Below are 14,262 nucleotides of genomic sequence, written 5' to 3' on the forward strand. Positions count from 1 at the left end.
TCTTTTTTTCCGCCGAAGCTGTTATGACATGAAGACCAAAATACTGATCGGCATCGACATGGGCTCGAGCAGCCTGAAGGCGCTGGCCCTGGACGCGGGGAGCGGGCGCAGCCTGGCCGTGTCGCGCCTGCCCCTGCGGCATGCGCGGCTGCCCGGCGGCGGCTGCGAGGTGGGCGAGGCGGCGATCCGCGCGGGGCTGACCCACGTGCTCGGCGACGTGGCGCACCAGCTCGGCCCGCGCGCCGCGGACGTGTGCGCCATCGGCTGCACCGGCCACGGGGCGGGCCTGTACGCGCTCGATGCACACCACCACCTCGTGGGCGGCCGCGCCGTCGCCTCCACCGACCAGCGCGCCGATGCGCGCGCACTCGCCCTCTCGGCACGCCACGGCGACCGGCTGTTCGCGGACGTGGGCTGCCGCCCCTGGCCCGGGCAACCCACCGTGATCGCGGCCGAGCTGCTGGGCGCCGACGCCGTGCAGCGCGGTGAACTGCACCGCCTGCTGTTCGCCAAGGACTACCTCGGCTTCCTGCTGACCGGCGAGATCGCCACCGACGCGAGCGACGCCAGCACCGCCGGCCTGCTCACGCTGGCCACCGGCGACTGGTCGCCCCTGGCCTTCGAGGTCGCGGGCATCGACGGCCTCGGGCCGCGCGCCTTCGGCCCGCTGGTGCCCAGCGGCCAGACGATGGGCCGGCTGCGCACGGCCGAGGCGGCGCTGTGCGGCCTGCCCGCCGGCATTCCGGTGGCGATGGGTGCCATCGACCTGCTCGCCTCGATGACCGCCATCGGCGCCGAAGACCGCGGCCGTGCCGTGTCGGTGCTGGGCACGTGGTGCGTCAACGCCGTCATCGGTCCGGTGGTCGCGCCGCAGCCCGAGGTCGCCGCGCTCGTCAACTTCGGCCGCACGCGCGAACGCCTGTACATGGAGAACAGCCCCTCGTCGATGGCCAACATCGCGTGGCTGGCCGGGGCGCTCGGGCTGCCCGATGCGCGCGCCGTGGTCGACCTCGCCATGGGCGTGCCGCTGGGCGCGAACGGTCTGCGCTTCCTGCCTTTCATCAATGGCGGAGGCGGCATCACGGCCGGCTTCGTCGGGCTCAAGAGCCACCACACGCCCGCCGACATGGCGCGTGCCGTCGTCGATGCCGTGGCCGCGCTGCATGCGCGCCACACCGCGCGCCTCGCGTCGCAGGGCCTGCCGGTGTCGGCCTCCAGCGTGCTGGGCGGCGGCGCCAGCGATGCGCGCCTGGTGCGCCTGCTCGCGGCGCTGCTGGGCCACCCGGTCGAGCGCTGCGCCGACGACGAAACCGGCGCGCGCGGCGCCGCCCTGTATGCCGCGATGTCGCAGGACCTCGACGACGCGGGCCCCGCCAGCCCGCTGCGCGCGTCCTGCGAACTCATCGAGCCCGACGCGCGCGACGCGCGGGCCCATGCCGATTTCAACGCCGAATTCAACGAACTGATCGATCGCATGTCTCCAGTCTTCAACCATCTTTCGGGCGGTGCGTCATGAGCGCGTGGCAACTGCCCTTTGTCCGCCCAGCCTCTCTTGAGGGCCGTCATTTTTCGACGGTGATCGTCGGCGCCGGCATCAATGGCGTGGGCGTGTTCCGAGACCTGTCGCTGCAGCGCGTCGATTGCCTCATCGTCGACAAGGGCGACTTCGGCGCCGGCGCCAGCAGCGCGCCCTCGCGCATGATCCACGGCGGCCTGCGCTACCTCGAAAACGGCAGCTTCTCGCTGGTGGCCGAGGCCACGCGCGAGCGCAACCTGCTGCTGCGCAACGCGCCGCACCTGGTGCAGCCGCTGAAGACCGTGGTGCCGCTGTCGAGCTTCTTCGGCGGCCTGATGAGCAGCGCGCTCAAGTTCTTCGGCCGCACGCCGCCGCAGCGCACGCGCGGCCTGCTGGCCGTGGCCGCGGGCCTGCGCCTGTACGACCTGCTGGGCCGGCGCCAGCGCGTGATGCCGGGCCACCGCATCAGCCGCGTGCCCACCAGCGACCGCCGCCTGTTCCGCGCCGCCATCCGCTGGACCGCCACCTTCTTCGATGCCTGGATCAGCCATCCCGAATGGCTGATCCTCGAACTCATCGGCGACGCCTGCCGCGACCAGCCGCGCTCGGTGGCGTCCAACTACTGCCGTGTGACGGGCTGCGCGGGCAACATCCTCACGCTGCGCGACGAGATCACCGGCGCGCTGGTGCGCGTCACGGCCGACACCGTGGTGAACGCCACCGGTGCCTGGCTCGACCGGAGCGCGGCCGTGCTCGGCGGCGCCGGCCCGCGCGTGATGGGCACCAAGGGCTCGCACCTCGTGCTCGATCACCCGGCGCTGCGCGACGCGCTCGAAGGCCGCATGGCCTACTTCGAGGCGGTGGACGGGCGCGTGTGCATCGTCTACCCCTTCCTCGACCGCGTGCTGGTGGGCTCCACCGACATCCCGGTGGAAGATCCCGACCAGATCGTCACCGAGCCGGCCGAGATCGACTACCTGATCGACGTGCTGCGCGAGGTGTTCCCGAACATGGCCTTCGACCGCAACCACGTGATCTACACCTACGTCGGCGTGCGCCCGCTGGCGCGTTCCGACGCCGACAAGCCGGGCCAGATCTCGCGCGACCATTCGGTGGTGGTCGACCCGCCAAGCGCGACGCGCGACGTGCCCATCGTCGGCCTCGTGGGCGGCAAGTGGACCACCTTCCGCGCATTGGCCGAGGAAGCCACCGACCACGTGCTGCGCCACCTGGGCCGCTCGCGCACCGCCTCGACCCAGTCGCTGCCCATCGGCGGCGGCGCCGAGCTGCCGGCCGACGCGGCCGCCACCGAACGCTTCATCGACAAGATGACGGCCGGCTCGGGCCTGGGCCGCGCACGCGCGCTGGGCCTGCTGCGCCGCTACGGCTCGAAGGCGCTGCCGCTGGCGCAGCGCCTCGCGGCCTTGGGCGACACGCCGCTGCGCCATGCGCCCGAGTACTCGGCGGCCGAGCTCTCGTACCTGTGCATGGAGACCGGCGTCGTGCACCTGGACGATCTCGTGATCCGCCGCACGCTGCTGGCCATCCGCGGGCTGGTCACCGATGACGCGCTCGCCGAGATCGCTGGCGTGGCCGCCGAAGCCCTCGGCTGGGACGCGGCCCGTGCACACGAAGAGCTGCGTGCCTGTGCCGCTGCGCTGCGCGAGCGCCACGGCGTGCGCCTGCAACCGGTGGCGGCCAACGAGCCGGCGCCTTCCGCTTTCGATGCATCATTGATGGCCAGCCCCGTCCTCGGCCCGACCTAACGTGACCCTCACCACCGCCCCCGACACCGTGTCGACGACCTCGCTCGACCGCAACTCCGAATCGCCGCTGTGGGCGCAGTTCCGCGACGCGATCCGGCTGCAGATCCTGCAGGGCGAGCTGCCCATCGGCGCCAAGCTGCCGTCCGAGGCCGAGCTCGGCGAGCAGTTCGGCATCTCGCGCATCGTCGTGCGCGAGGCGCTGGCCGACCTGGTGCGCAACAACCTCATCTACAAGATCAAGGGCCGCGGCGCCTTCGTGTCGGCGCGCGAGCGCGACGAAGACTTCGTGTCCACCGTGCTGGGCTTTTCCGACGAGATGGAACGCAAGGGCCGCTCGGTGCGCACGCAGATCCTCGTGCAGGAACTGCGCGCCGCCACCGCGCAGGAAGCCGCCGCGCTGGGCCTCACCGAAGACGCGCAAGTGGTCGGCCTCAAGCGCCTGCGCAGCGTCGATGGCGAACTGCGCCTCTTGGTCGAGACGGCCGTGCCCGCCGACCTGGCACCGGGCCTGCACCGCACGCGGCTGGACGACCGCTCGCTCTACGACGTGCTGCGCCGCCAGTACGGCGTGCGGCTGGTGCGCGCCGAACGCTGGATCGATGCCGTGCTGCCCGACGCGGAAACCTGCCGCCTGCTCGACCTGCCGCAGCCCGAGCCGCTGCTGCGCATCGAATCGATCGCCTACGGCGCCAACGGCCGGCCGCTGGAACACTATCGCGCGCTGCACCGCTGCAAGACCAGCCGCCTGCACGTGCAGACGACGACCTGAGCTCAGGCCTTCGCGCTGCTGCTGCTGCTGCGTGAAGGCAAGAGCACCGAGGCGATGGCGACCATCATCAGCGCCACCGCCACCCAGTCCTGCCAGTGCACGACCTCGCCGAGCCACACCGCGCCGCTGAACACGCCGAGCACGGGGATGAACATCACGCTCAGGGTTGAGGCCACCGGCGGCAGGCCGCGCGCCAGGTAGAACCACGCCGCGTGCGCGAAGCCGAAGATCAACACCGCGTTGTAGGCGATCGATCCCCAGGTCACGGCGCCCGGCGAGCGCCACTGGCCGCGTTCGAACAGCAGCGACAGCACCGTCATCACCACGGCCGTCATGAGCGTCATCCAGAACGAGAGCGTGAGCGTCGGCAGGCCGATGCGCGTGTGGCGCAGCAACTGCGTGCCCAGCGCCCAGGTGGCGGCGGCCACCAGCGCCAGCGCCACGTAGCCGGGCCGGCCCGCGAAGTCGGTGAGTTCGTGCCACAGCAGCAGCCCGACGCCGATGGCGCAGGCACCCACGCCGGTCCACGCACGCCGCGTGAGCACGGCCGAGAACAGCAGCGCGCCGATGACCGCCGAGAACACCGGCATCGTGTAGCCCAGGATCGCGGCGCGCCCGCCCGACAGCGCCTTCACCGCCAGGATGATGCAGGCGTGCCAGACGAACATGTTGGTCGCGCCCAGCCACACCAGCTCGGGCCAGGCGCTGCGCGGCACGCGAAACGGCACCTTCATCACCACCAGCGCGATCGCCAGCACGGGCACGCCCAGCCAGATCGAAATCGCGCGAAAAGCCAGCGGCGGGTAGTCGGCCACGCCGAGCTTCATCACCGGCCAGTTGAAGCCCCACGCGAGGGTGAGGAGGACAAGAAGAACGAACTGGCGCGGCGTGAAGGAAGGCATGGGCCGCGATTGTGGCGCGGCCCGCGCATTCGTGCTGGCGGCGCGGCTACAGCAGGCGCTTGAGGTAGCGCCCCGTGTGGCTCGCCTCGTTCGCCGCGATGTCTTCCGGCGTGCCTTCGCCCACCACCGTGCCGCCGCCGGCGCCGCCTTCGGGGCCCATGTCGATGAGCCAGTCGGCGGTCTTGATGACGTCCAGGTTGTGCTCGATGACGACGATGGTGTTGCCCGCGTCGCGCAGCTGGTGCAGTACCTTCAGCAGCAGCTCGATGTCCGCGAAGTGCAGGCCGGTGGTCGGTTCGTCGAGGATGTACAGCGTGCGACCGGTGTCGCGCTTGCTGAGTTCGAGCGCGAGCTTCACGCGCTGCGCCTCGCCACCCGACAGCGTCGTGGCCGACTGGCCGAGCTTGATGTACGAGAGGCCCACGTCCAGCAGCGTGCGCAGCTTGCGCTCGATGGTGGGCACGGCTTTCAGGAACTCGTGCGCCACCTCGACCGTCATCTCGAGGATCTGCGCGATGTTCCTGCCCTTGTACTGGACCTCGAGCGTCTCGCGGTTGTAGCGCTGGCCGTGGCAGACCTCGCAGGGCACGTAGACGTCGGGCAGGAAGTGCATCTCGACCTTCACCACGCCGTCGCCCTGGCAGGCCTCGCAGCGGCCACCGGCCACGTTGAAGCTGAAGCGGCCCGGGCCGTAGCCGCGCTCGCGCGCGGTGTTGGTCTCGGCCATCAGCTCGCGGATGGGCGTGAACAGGCCCGTGTAGGTGGCCGGGTTGCTGCGCGGCGTGCGCCCGATGGGCGACTGGTCGACGTTGATGACCTTGTCGAAGTACTCGATGCCTTCCACCGACTCGTGCGCGGCCGGCTCTTCGTGCGCGCGGTACAGCGTGCGCGCCACGGCGGTGTAGAGCGTGTCGTTCACGAGCGTCGACTTGCCCGAGCCCGAGACGCCCGTCACGCAGGTCAGCAGGCCCACGGGGAAGGCGACGCTCACGTTCTTCAGGTTGTTGCCGGTCGCGCCGACGACACGGATTTCCTGCAGGTCGGTCTGCGACGCGAGGTGGGCCGCTTCGCGCGCGGCGCGTCGTTCGGCGGCGGGGCTCTGCGGAAAGCGCGAAGGCTTCTTGCCTTCGTTGAAGGCCGGCTTCTTCACGGCGGGCAGCCAGGCGGTGCGGTGTTTCGGCACCTCGATCTTCTTGGCGCCCGAGAGGTACTGGCCCGTGAGCGAGTCGGGGTTGGCCGACACCTCGGCGTAGCTGCCCTGCGCCATCACGCGCCCGCCGTGCACGCCGGCGCCGGGGCCCATGTCGATGACGTGGTCGGCGGCGTGGATCATGTCCTCGTCGTGCTCGACCACGATCACGCTGTTGCCGATGTCGCGCAGATGCTTGAGCGTGCCGATGAGCCGGTCGTTGTCGCGCTGGTGCAGGCCGATGCTGGGCTCGTCGAGCACGTACATCACGCCCGTGAGGCCCGAGCCGATCTGCGACGCCAGGCGGATGCGCTGCGCCTCGCCGCCCGAGAGCGTCTCGGCGCTGCGGTCCAGGCTCAGGTAATTGAGGCCCACGTCGTTCAGGAATTTCAGGCGCAGGCCGATCTCGCGCACCACCTTGTCGGCGATGTCGGCCTTGGCGCCGCGCAGCTTGAGCGTGCTGAACCAGGCATAGGCATCGCGCAGCGTGAGGTGGCTCAGTTCGAAGATCGCCATGCGCGGCGGCTCGCCGCCGTTCGCGCCCACGTGCCCGGCGTCGTCCACCAGGAACACGTTGCGCGCCTCGCGCCGCAGCCGCGAGCCGCCGCAATCGGGGCAGGGCTGCTGGTTGCGAAAGCGTGCGAGGTCTTCGCGCACCATCACCGAATCGGTCTCGCGGTAGCGCCGCGTCATGTTCGGGATGATCCCCTCGAAGGGATGCTTCTTCGTGAGCTTCTTGCCCGCGAAGTTGCCCGACTCCATGGTGTAGTTGAACTTGATCTCTTCACCGCCCGAGCCGTGCAGCAGCGTCTGCTGCACCGAGGCCGGCAGCGATTCGAAGGGCGCGTCGACGTCGAACTTGTAGTGCTTGGCGACGCTCTCGATCATGCTGAAGTAGTAGCCGTTGCGGCGGTCCCAGCCCTTGATGGCGCCGCTGGCGATCGACAGCGACGGAAACGCCACCACGCGCACCGGGTCGAACACCTCGCGGTGGCCCAGGCCGTCGCAGCTCGGGCAGGCGCCCACGGGCGAGTTGAACGAGAACAGGCGCGGTTCGAGTTCCGACAGCGAGTAGTGGCAGATCGGGCAGGCGAACTTGGCGTTGAACAGGTGCTCCTTGTCGGGTGCACCCTCGGCGCCCAGCTCCAGCGCAATGGCGCGGCCTTCGGCCAGCCGAAGCGCGGCCTCGAAGCTCTCGGCCAGGCGCTGCTGCATGTCGGGGCGCGCGCGCAGCCGGTCGATCACCACGTCGATGTCGTGCTTCTCGGTCTTCTTGAGCTTGGGCAGGTCGTTGTATTCGTACGTTTGCCCGTCGACGCGGAAGCGCACGTAGCCGGCGGCCTGCATCTCGGTGAACAGCTCGACGAACTCGCCTTTCTTCTCGCGTGCCACGGGCGCCAGGATCATCAGGCGCGGCTCGTCGGGCAGGGCCAGCGTGGCGTCGACCATCTGCGAGACCGTCTGCGCCTGCAGCGGCAGGTGGTGGTCGGGGCAGAAGGGCGTGCCGGCGCGCGCGTACAGCAGGCGCAGGTAGTCGTGGATCTCGGTCACCGTGCCCACGGTGGAGCGCGGATTGTGGCTGGTGGCCTTCTGCTCGATGCTGATCGCGGGCGACAGGCCCTCGATCACGTCGACGTCGGGCTTGTCCATGAGCTGCAGGAACTGCCGCGCATAGGCCGAGAGGCTTTCCACGTAGCGTCGCTGCCCTTCGGCGTACAGCGTGTCGAACGCCAGGCTCGACTTGCCCGAGCCCGACAGGCCGGTGATGACCACCAGCTTGTTGCGCGGAATGTCGAGGTCGACGTTCTTCAGGTTGTGGGTGCGCGCGCCCCGGATGCTGATGCGCTGCTGCGCCAGCACCGCGCCGAGGTAGGTGTCGCGTTCGAGTTGCGCATCGCGGGCGCTTTCCTCGTTGGCGGCGATGTCTTCAGTGGCTTTGGAATTCAAGGGGGCGATCGTCCGAGGGCAACCGGACATGATAGTGCGCCCGTCAATTCATGGCCAGGAGGCGGGTTGCGAGGGGCCCGGTGCGGAGGCTGTCTGCGGCGATGGTGCCGGCGCTGGGGGTGGCGCATGCACCGGTTCGGCGCTGCCGACGGCCCGGCCGACCATGTGCTCGGCCAGCGTCTCGTACAGCGGGCGGCTGATCATCCGCGAGACCAGGCTGGCCAGCATGGCCGCCGCCATGAGGCTGAGCACCATCGAATGGCCGTCGACCATTTCCATGACGATGATGAACGCGGTCAGCGGCGCCTGCGTCACCGCAGCCAGGAAGCCGGCCATGCCCATCGCGATGAGGGCAGGTCCCAGGTCGCTGTTCGCCAGCTGGGCCACCGCGTCCCCGATGCCCGCGCCGATGGAGAGCGAGGGCGCGAAGATGCCGCCCGGCACGCCGCACCAGGCGGTGAGCCAGGTGGCGATGAACTTCAGCACGGTGTAGAGCGGCGTCAGCTGGTCGTGGCCCCGCAGCATCTCCTTGACCGCTTCGGAGCCTGCGCCGAAGGTCACGCCGCCCGTCACCAGCCCGATGACGGCGATCGCCAACCCGCCAGCGGCTGCGAAGCGCACCGGAAAGCGCGCCCGCCAGCACTGCAAGCGCCCGGACGCGCCGCCGGTGAGCGAGGCGATCAGCAGCCGCGCGAACAAGCCGCCCGCCGCGCCGCTCAGCAGCGTGACCAAGAGGCCGGGACCCAGCGCGTCCCAGCCCAGCCGCGGGACGCGAATCACGCCGAAGTAGCTGGTGTTGCCGAATGCCGAGACAGCCACCAGGCCGGCCAGCACGATGGCCGTGATGATCAGGCCGCTGGAGCGCGCCTCCAGCCGGCCCGACAGCTCCTCGATGGCGAACACCACACCCGCCAGCGGCGCGTTGAAGGCCGCGGCGATGCCGGCGGCGCCGCCGGCCACCAGCAGGGCGCGTGCGTCGATGGTGCTGTTGGGCGAGAGCCAGCGCCGTGCGTGCTGCATCACGCCGGCCGCGACCTGCACCGACGGGCCTTCGCGCCCGATCGAGAGGCCCGCCGCGAAACCCGCCACGCCGAGCCCGATCTTGGCGACCGTTAGCCGCAGAGACGCGAAAGCGAAGCGCCGCTCTTCGGGCAGCGCCGGATGCAGCGCGGCCTTGATCTGCGGAATGCCCGAGCCACCCGCGCCGGGGAAGAAGCGCAGCGTCGCCCACACGATGCCGGCCGTGATCAGCGGCATCGTCAGCAGCACGGCCCAGGGCCAGGCGCGGTAGAAGCGGTGGAACTGGCCGAAGACCCAGTCGGTGGCGAAGGTGAAGCCCACCACGAACAGTCCCGCCGCGATGGCGTAGCCCAGCACGATGGCCCGGTCGAGCCAGACGCGGCCGCCGCGCAACTCGGCGCGCAGATGCTCGAAAAAGTCGGGTTCTCGGTTCATCGGTAAAGGCCATTCTGGCATCCCCCGGAGGCTCGGCAGGTCGCCTTGGGGCACAATCGAGGGTTCTTTTTTCCTCCTCCTTCATCTACTTATCAGGGGCAGTGCATATGGCATCGGTCAATAAAGTCATCGTCGTCGGCAACCTGGGGCGCGACCCCGAAATGCGGACCTTCCCGAGCGGCGATCAGGTCGCGAACGTCACCGTGGCCACCACCGATCGCTGGAAAGACAAGCAAAGCGGCGAGATGCGCGAAGCCACCGAATGGCACCGCATCGTGTTCAATGGCCGCCTGGCCGAAATCGCCGGCCAGTACCTGCGCAAGGGCTCGCAGGTCTACGTCGAAGGTTCGCTGCGCACGCGCAAGTGGACCGACAAGGACGGCATCGAAAAGTACACCACCGAAATCCGCGCCGACCAGATGCAGATGCTGGGCAGCCGCCAGGGCCAGGGCGGCCCGTCGGGTCCGAGCGACGACGACGGCGGCTACTCGCAAGGCGGTGGCGGTGGGTATTCCCAAGGTGGCGGCGGTGGCGGCTACGCTCCGCGTGCCCCCGCAGCCGCTGCACCGCGCGCGCCGGCACCGGCGCCCCGCCAGGCGCCGGCCAAGTCGTCGTCGGGCTTCGACGACATGGACGACGACATTCCGTTCTGATCCAGCGAGCCGCAGCCGTCGTCCTTTGGGGCGAATGCGCTGCGATCCGTGCGACTCCACAGAAACGCGCGTTCCCGAAAAGGGGACGCGCGTTTTTGTTTTTTCCCCTCGCCGAGGGACTCGCGTCTCACTTCCCTTCAATTGTTTCGAATCCGTGAACACCGCGGTTCGTTTTGCTACGGGTTTTTACCTAGATCGCGGCGCACAATTCATCTCACGGACCAGCCCTCAAAGCTGATCTGGGTGAACAGGGCCCCGAGCGAGGTGGCCGCCCTCCGAAAAAGAACAGAGAGGGGCGGTGACCCACCCAAGACCGGTTCGACATCCAAAGCAAGAACTTGAACTGAATTGAAGAAGGAAGAAATCCAAATGACCGCCTCGAAGATCCTCTCCGCCGTTGCTGTTGCCCTGATGGCCGTTGCCGGCGCCGCCCATGCCGAAAGCTATGAAGGCGTGCATCAGCTGACCTCGGCCGCCAGCCGCGCCGACGTCGCTGCACAAGCCGCCGTGGCCGCCCACAGCGCCAACCCCTACGCCACCGGCGCCAACGCCGGCCCCGCGCAAGTGATCGTCTCGACGACCAGCCGCGCTGCCGTGCGTGCCGACGCTGTCGCCGCTGCGCACAGCGCCGACCCGTATGCCGAAGGCGCTTCGTCGGGCGTGGCTCCGATCGTCGCCAGCACCGTCGACCGCGCCGCGGTTCGCGCCGCAGCCCGCGCTGCCGCCCACGGCGACGCACTGCCGCTGTAAGCGGCCCGAACGCTTCGCCGATGCACTCGGCGAACGACCCAGGTCTTCATGGAAGCCGGCCCTGCCAACGCAGGACCGGCTTTTTTCATGGGCGATGACAGCGACTTTTTGGCCGAAAGTCACATTGCCTTGGCCGTGCGCATCCTTCATGATTTGGGCGCGGGAGGGACGGCTGCCAGAGCGCATGCTTTCGCATTAACGCATCGCCGCGGTGCGAACACGCGAGAATCGAGCGTCGTTCCGACCGCGAAAAATGAAAGCATGATCCGTCGCCGACCCCGCGACGACCCACTACGCATGGCCCTCACTCTCGACCCCGAAGACACGCGCGGACGCATCCACGACCTGGTGTGGAGCGGCTTTCACGCCGATGCCGACATCGGCTGGATGATCACTGACGAGTACCTCGATCCCGATGAGCTCACGTCCGAGGACCGTGCCTGGATCAAGGCCGAAACCGCGCGCGCCTGCGCCGCCAAGCGCGCCGCCGAGGCGCAGTGGCCTGCACAGACCGAGTACGACCGGCTCGACGCCGTGTTCGCACAACTGCGCAGCGAAAAGATCATTGCCCTGCATCGCGCCGGCAACACGCTGTCCGACGGCCACGACGACGTGCGCGAACAGTGGCGTGCAGCGGGGCGGCTCGAGTCCGGCATCCGCGGCTGCTGCTTCTATCACGCACAGGACCTCGACGGCGCCGTGCGCACCGGCCGCCTGTACCTCGCCTTCAGCGGCGGCATGATTCCCGAGATCGCGCAGCGCGAAGCCAACACCGTCGTGATCGGCCATCGCATCGTCGAACTGCTGCGCGAGGCCGGCTTCGGCGCGCAATGGAGCGGCAACATCAACGAGCGCATCGAAGCCGACCTCGGCCAATGGCGCAAGCGAGGCCCCGCCGCGTGAGCGTGCAGGCCTGGCAGCCGCCGCGCCGCATCGATGCGATCGACTTCTGGCTGCGCTCGCGGCTGCTCGCCACGGCCCACGCCCTGCGCGAAACCCTGCGGCCCTCGGCCCGGCGCTGGCCCCGTGGCCAACACGCACTGGCCGATGCGCCGGTGCTCGCGCAGCACCGAACCCCCTTGTGGACCGACGGCCGTGCCGGCGAATTTCCCCTGGTCGCCGGCAAGGTGCAGAACCTGCGCGTGGCGCGATCTGCGTTCGACGCCATCGAGGTCCCGGCCGGCGAAGTGCTGAGCTTCTGGCGCCAGCTGGGGCGACCGGGCCCAGGTCGCGGCTTCGTGGTCGGGCGCGAGGTGCGTGGCGGCTGTGTCGTGCCGACGCTGGCCGGCGGGCTGTGCCAGCTGTCGAACGCGCTCGCCACCGTGGCCGTTCGCGCGGGGCTTGAACTGGTCGAGCGTCACGGGCACACGGCACGCATCGAACAGGCCGTCATGCCCGACAGCGACGCCATCGATGCGACGGTGTTCTGGAACTACGTCGACCTCAAGCTGCGCGCGCGGCACGCATGGCGGCTCGAGGTGATGCTGACCGACACCGAACTCGTGGTGCGCATTCGCGCGCGTACGCCGCTGGCAGTGTCGATCGAACCCGTCACGCTGCGGCGCACGAACGACGACGCGCCCACCGTGTTGCCGTTGGCACGCGGCTGCCTGAGCTGCGACCAGACGACGTGCTTTCGCCATCGGTCGCTCATCGACGTCGGTCCTGAAGGGGGCACCGTGGCGCTCGTCGATGGCTGGACGCCGGAGTTCGCGCGCTACTTGCGCGGGGTGCATCCGCAGGCGCAACGCATGCAACCCGTGCCGCTGCGGCTCGCGTTCTGGCGCGTGCCTGCTGCAGGCTGGCATCGCGAGTCCGAGACGAAAGGCCAGGTGACCACACCGTGGGCCGCGAGCCTGCGACGCGCCGCGTGGCAGCGGCTCTGGGCGCGGCACGCGGGCCAACGCCAAGCCAGCCTGATCGACGGCCAGCGCTGGCTCGCGCAAGCCTTTGCCGCACGGCTGGCACCTTCGCACACCCACCTCGTGGTGGAGCAGTCACTGCTGCCGCACCTGCAGCGCCTCGGCGCGCTCGATGGGCGCCGCATCACCCTGTTGGCCAGCGCCTTGCCGATGGCCGACATCGAACAGACGCTCGATGCGGCATCGCAGCGCTGGCCCGGCGATGCGACCTTGCGCGACTTTCGCGCCGAGGCGTCGCTGGTGCGCGACGAGGCGCTGGCGCTCGCCTGCGCGGCAATCGTCGTCACGCCGCATGCCGCGGTGGCGCAGGCCATGGCGCAGTACGCACTGCAGGCCACACTGCAGCGGCTCGAATGGGCACTGCCGCAGGTGAAGGCCACGCACAGCGCGCGTCAAGAACCGCCGCTCGTCGTGTTCGCCGCAAGCGCGCTGGCTCGCAAGGGTGCGCGCGAACTCGCAGCCGCGCTGCAAGGCTGGCCGTGCCGCCTGCGTGTGCTGGGGTCGCCGTCGGACGACGTGCAGCTCTGGCAGGGCATCCAACCCATTCAACACGCGAACTGGCAGGGCGACTGGCTGGCTGATGCGAGCGTCGTCGTGCTGCCCGCACACGTCGAACATGCACCGCGCGCACTGCTGCGCGCCGTGGCGGCCGGCGTGCCCGTGGTGGCATCGACGGCCTGCGGCCTGGCCGGCGTGCCGGGCGTGCACGAGGTCGCACCCGGCGACATCGGCGCACTGCGTATCGCATTGCAGGCCGCCTGTGTGGCCTGAACGGAGAACAACACACGTGGCATCGATCGAACAGGCCCGCGCGGCCCTGGCACCTCATGGCGCGCTGGCGCCGCAACTCGCCGCCGAGCACTGGCACGGCGAGCTGGCCTTGCCCGCCGCCATCGCCACCTTCTACGAACAGGTCGGCCCGCTCGGCGACTGGGTCAATGACCGCGTGGGCCATGCCGGCCTCACCGTGCCGACCACCGGCAACCCGTTCAGCATTCCCGCGCTCTCGCGCCTGTGGCAGCTGCAGGCGGGCTACCGCTGGCACGGCATCACCGGCGAGCGCATTGCCGACTGGCCCGAGCATTGGCTGGTGGTGGCCGATCAGGGCGCCGACCCGTTCATCTTCGACCTGCGCACCGGCGCGATCCAGTTCGCGATGCACGGCACGGGCACATGGCAGGAAGACGATCCGCTCTTCGCCGACATCTTCGAGATGGCCGCCTGCCTCGGCACCATCGGCCAGGTGTGGAACGAAGCGGGCGACGCCATCTTCACCGACGAGGACGACTGCGAAGTCGATCCGGTGCATCGCGCGCGGCTGATCGAGCGGCTCGTGCCGCTGCTGGGCAGCGCCGCGGTGGCTGAAGACATCGTCGATGTGTTCGGCTGGTAA

General features: G+C 69.7%; 11 protein-coding genes. 8 read left to right on the top strand and 3 right to left on the bottom strand.

Going from position 1 to position 14,262, the window contains the following annotated elements; translation table 11 throughout:
* The first annotated feature begins 28 nt into the window (after nucleotides 1–28).
* From ASD34_RS25905 to ASD34_RS25915, 3 genes are read left to right on the top strand one after another with little or no spacing between them, the layout of a single operon-like run.
* Nucleotides 29–1,516 (top strand): FGGY family carbohydrate kinase, encoded by a 1,488-nt coding sequence (locus tag ASD34_RS25905; RefSeq protein WP_056584187.1) that lies wholly within the window; start codon nucleotides 29–31, stop codon nucleotides 1,514–1,516.
* Nucleotides 1,513–3,282 (top strand): glycerol-3-phosphate dehydrogenase/oxidase, encoded by a 1,770-nt coding sequence (locus ASD34_RS25910; protein WP_056584190.1) that lies wholly within the window; start codon nucleotides 1,513–1,515, stop codon nucleotides 3,280–3,282. Before ASD34_RS25905 ends, ASD34_RS25910 begins: the two co-directional genes overlap by 4 nt.
* A 1-nt stretch (nucleotide 3,283) precedes the next feature.
* Nucleotides 3,284–4,051, top strand: a complete 768-nt coding sequence (locus ASD34_RS25915; protein ID WP_200937662.1) for a GntR family transcriptional regulator — start codon at nucleotides 3,284–3,286, stop codon at nucleotides 4,049–4,051.
* A 2-nt stretch (nucleotides 4,052–4,053) separates the two neighbouring features.
* On the opposite strand, the gene ASD34_RS25920 is transcribed toward ASD34_RS25915, so the two are convergent.
* Genes ASD34_RS25920 through ASD34_RS25930 form a run of 3 tightly spaced genes read right to left on the bottom strand, consistent with a single transcriptional unit; the run spans nucleotide 4,054 to nucleotide 9,544 of the window.
* Complete coding sequence (locus ASD34_RS25920; RefSeq protein WP_056584192.1) at nucleotides 4,054–4,953, bottom strand: DMT family transporter; 900 nt, start codon at nucleotides 4,951–4,953, stop codon at nucleotides 4,054–4,056.
* 46 nt (nucleotides 4,954–4,999) lie between these two features.
* Nucleotides 5,000–8,119 (bottom strand): excinuclease ABC subunit UvrA, encoded by a 3,120-nt coding sequence (gene uvrA / locus ASD34_RS25925; RefSeq protein WP_056584195.1) that lies wholly within the window; start codon nucleotides 8,117–8,119, stop codon nucleotides 5,000–5,002.
* A gap of 18 nt (nucleotides 8,120–8,137) precedes the next feature.
* The gene (locus tag ASD34_RS25930; RefSeq protein WP_056584197.1) at nucleotides 8,138–9,544 is read right to left on the bottom strand and encodes a chloride channel protein; all 1,407 of its coding nucleotides are present in this window, start codon (nucleotides 9,542–9,544) and stop codon (nucleotides 8,138–8,140) included.
* 107 nt (nucleotides 9,545–9,651) lie between these two features.
* Here ASD34_RS25930 and ssb point away from each other — a divergent pair, with 107 nt between their 5' ends.
* The 5 genes from ssb to ASD34_RS25955 all read left to right on the top strand — a co-directional run bounded on the left by ssb (nucleotide 9,652) and on the right by ASD34_RS25955 (nucleotide 14,262).
* Nucleotides 9,652–10,197: a single-stranded DNA-binding protein gene (gene ssb / locus ASD34_RS25935; protein WP_056584199.1), complete on the top strand. Its 546-nt coding sequence runs from the start codon at nucleotides 9,652–9,654 to the stop codon at nucleotides 10,195–10,197.
* 369 nt (nucleotides 10,198–10,566) lie between these two features.
* Nucleotides 10,567–10,947 (top strand): hypothetical protein, encoded by a 381-nt coding sequence (locus tag ASD34_RS25940; RefSeq protein ID WP_056584202.1) that lies wholly within the window; start codon nucleotides 10,567–10,569, stop codon nucleotides 10,945–10,947.
* Nucleotides 10,948–11,244: 297 nt separating this feature from the next.
* Complete coding sequence (locus ASD34_RS25945) at nucleotides 11,245–11,850, top strand: DUF6891 domain-containing protein (RefSeq protein WP_056584205.1); 606 nt, start codon at nucleotides 11,245–11,247, stop codon at nucleotides 11,848–11,850.
* Nucleotides 11,847–13,640 carry a VanW family protein gene (locus ASD34_RS25950; RefSeq protein ID WP_235510258.1) on the top strand — a complete coding sequence of 598 codons (1,794 nt, stop codon included), beginning with the start codon at nucleotides 11,847–11,849 and terminating at the stop codon, nucleotides 13,638–13,640. Before ASD34_RS25945 ends, ASD34_RS25950 begins: the two co-directional genes overlap by 4 nt.
* A 16-nt stretch (nucleotides 13,641–13,656) precedes the next feature.
* Nucleotides 13,657–14,262 (top strand): hypothetical protein, encoded by a 606-nt coding sequence (locus ASD34_RS25955; RefSeq protein ID WP_056584212.1) that lies wholly within the window; start codon nucleotides 13,657–13,659, stop codon nucleotides 14,260–14,262.

Origin of the sequence: Variovorax sp. Root473 (genome assembly GCF_001426505.1) — a bacterium.
Taxonomy (GTDB): Bacteria; Pseudomonadota; Gammaproteobacteria; order Burkholderiales; family Burkholderiaceae_C; genus Variovorax.

What these genes read in the sequence shown, in the direction of transcription:
- ASD34_RS25905 (WP_056584187.1), top strand. Translation starts at nt 29, where the DNA reads ATGAAGACCAAAATACTGATCGGCATCGACATGGGCTCGAGCAGCCTG.
- ASD34_RS25910 (WP_056584190.1), top strand. Translation starts at nt 1,513, where the DNA reads ATGAGCGCGTGGCAACTGCCCTTTGTCCGCCCAGCCTCTCTTGAGGGC.
- ASD34_RS25920 (WP_056584192.1), bottom strand. Translation starts at nt 4,953, where the DNA reads ATGCCTTCCTTCACGCCGCGCCAGTTCGTTCTTCTTGTCCTCCTCACC.
- uvrA (WP_056584195.1), bottom strand. Translation starts at nt 8,119, where the DNA reads ATGTCCGGTTGCCCTCGGACGATCGCCCCCTTGAATTCCAAAGCCACT.
- ASD34_RS25930 (WP_056584197.1), bottom strand. Translation starts at nt 9,544, where the DNA reads ATGAACCGAGAACCCGACTTTTTCGAGCATCTGCGCGCCGAGTTGCGC.
- ssb (WP_056584199.1), top strand. Translation starts at nt 9,652, where the DNA reads ATGGCATCGGTCAATAAAGTCATCGTCGTCGGCAACCTGGGGCGCGAC.
- ASD34_RS25940 (WP_056584202.1), top strand. Translation starts at nt 10,567, where the DNA reads ATGACCGCCTCGAAGATCCTCTCCGCCGTTGCTGTTGCCCTGATGGCC.
- ASD34_RS25945 (WP_056584205.1), top strand. Translation starts at nt 11,245, where the DNA reads ATGGCCCTCACTCTCGACCCCGAAGACACGCGCGGACGCATCCACGAC.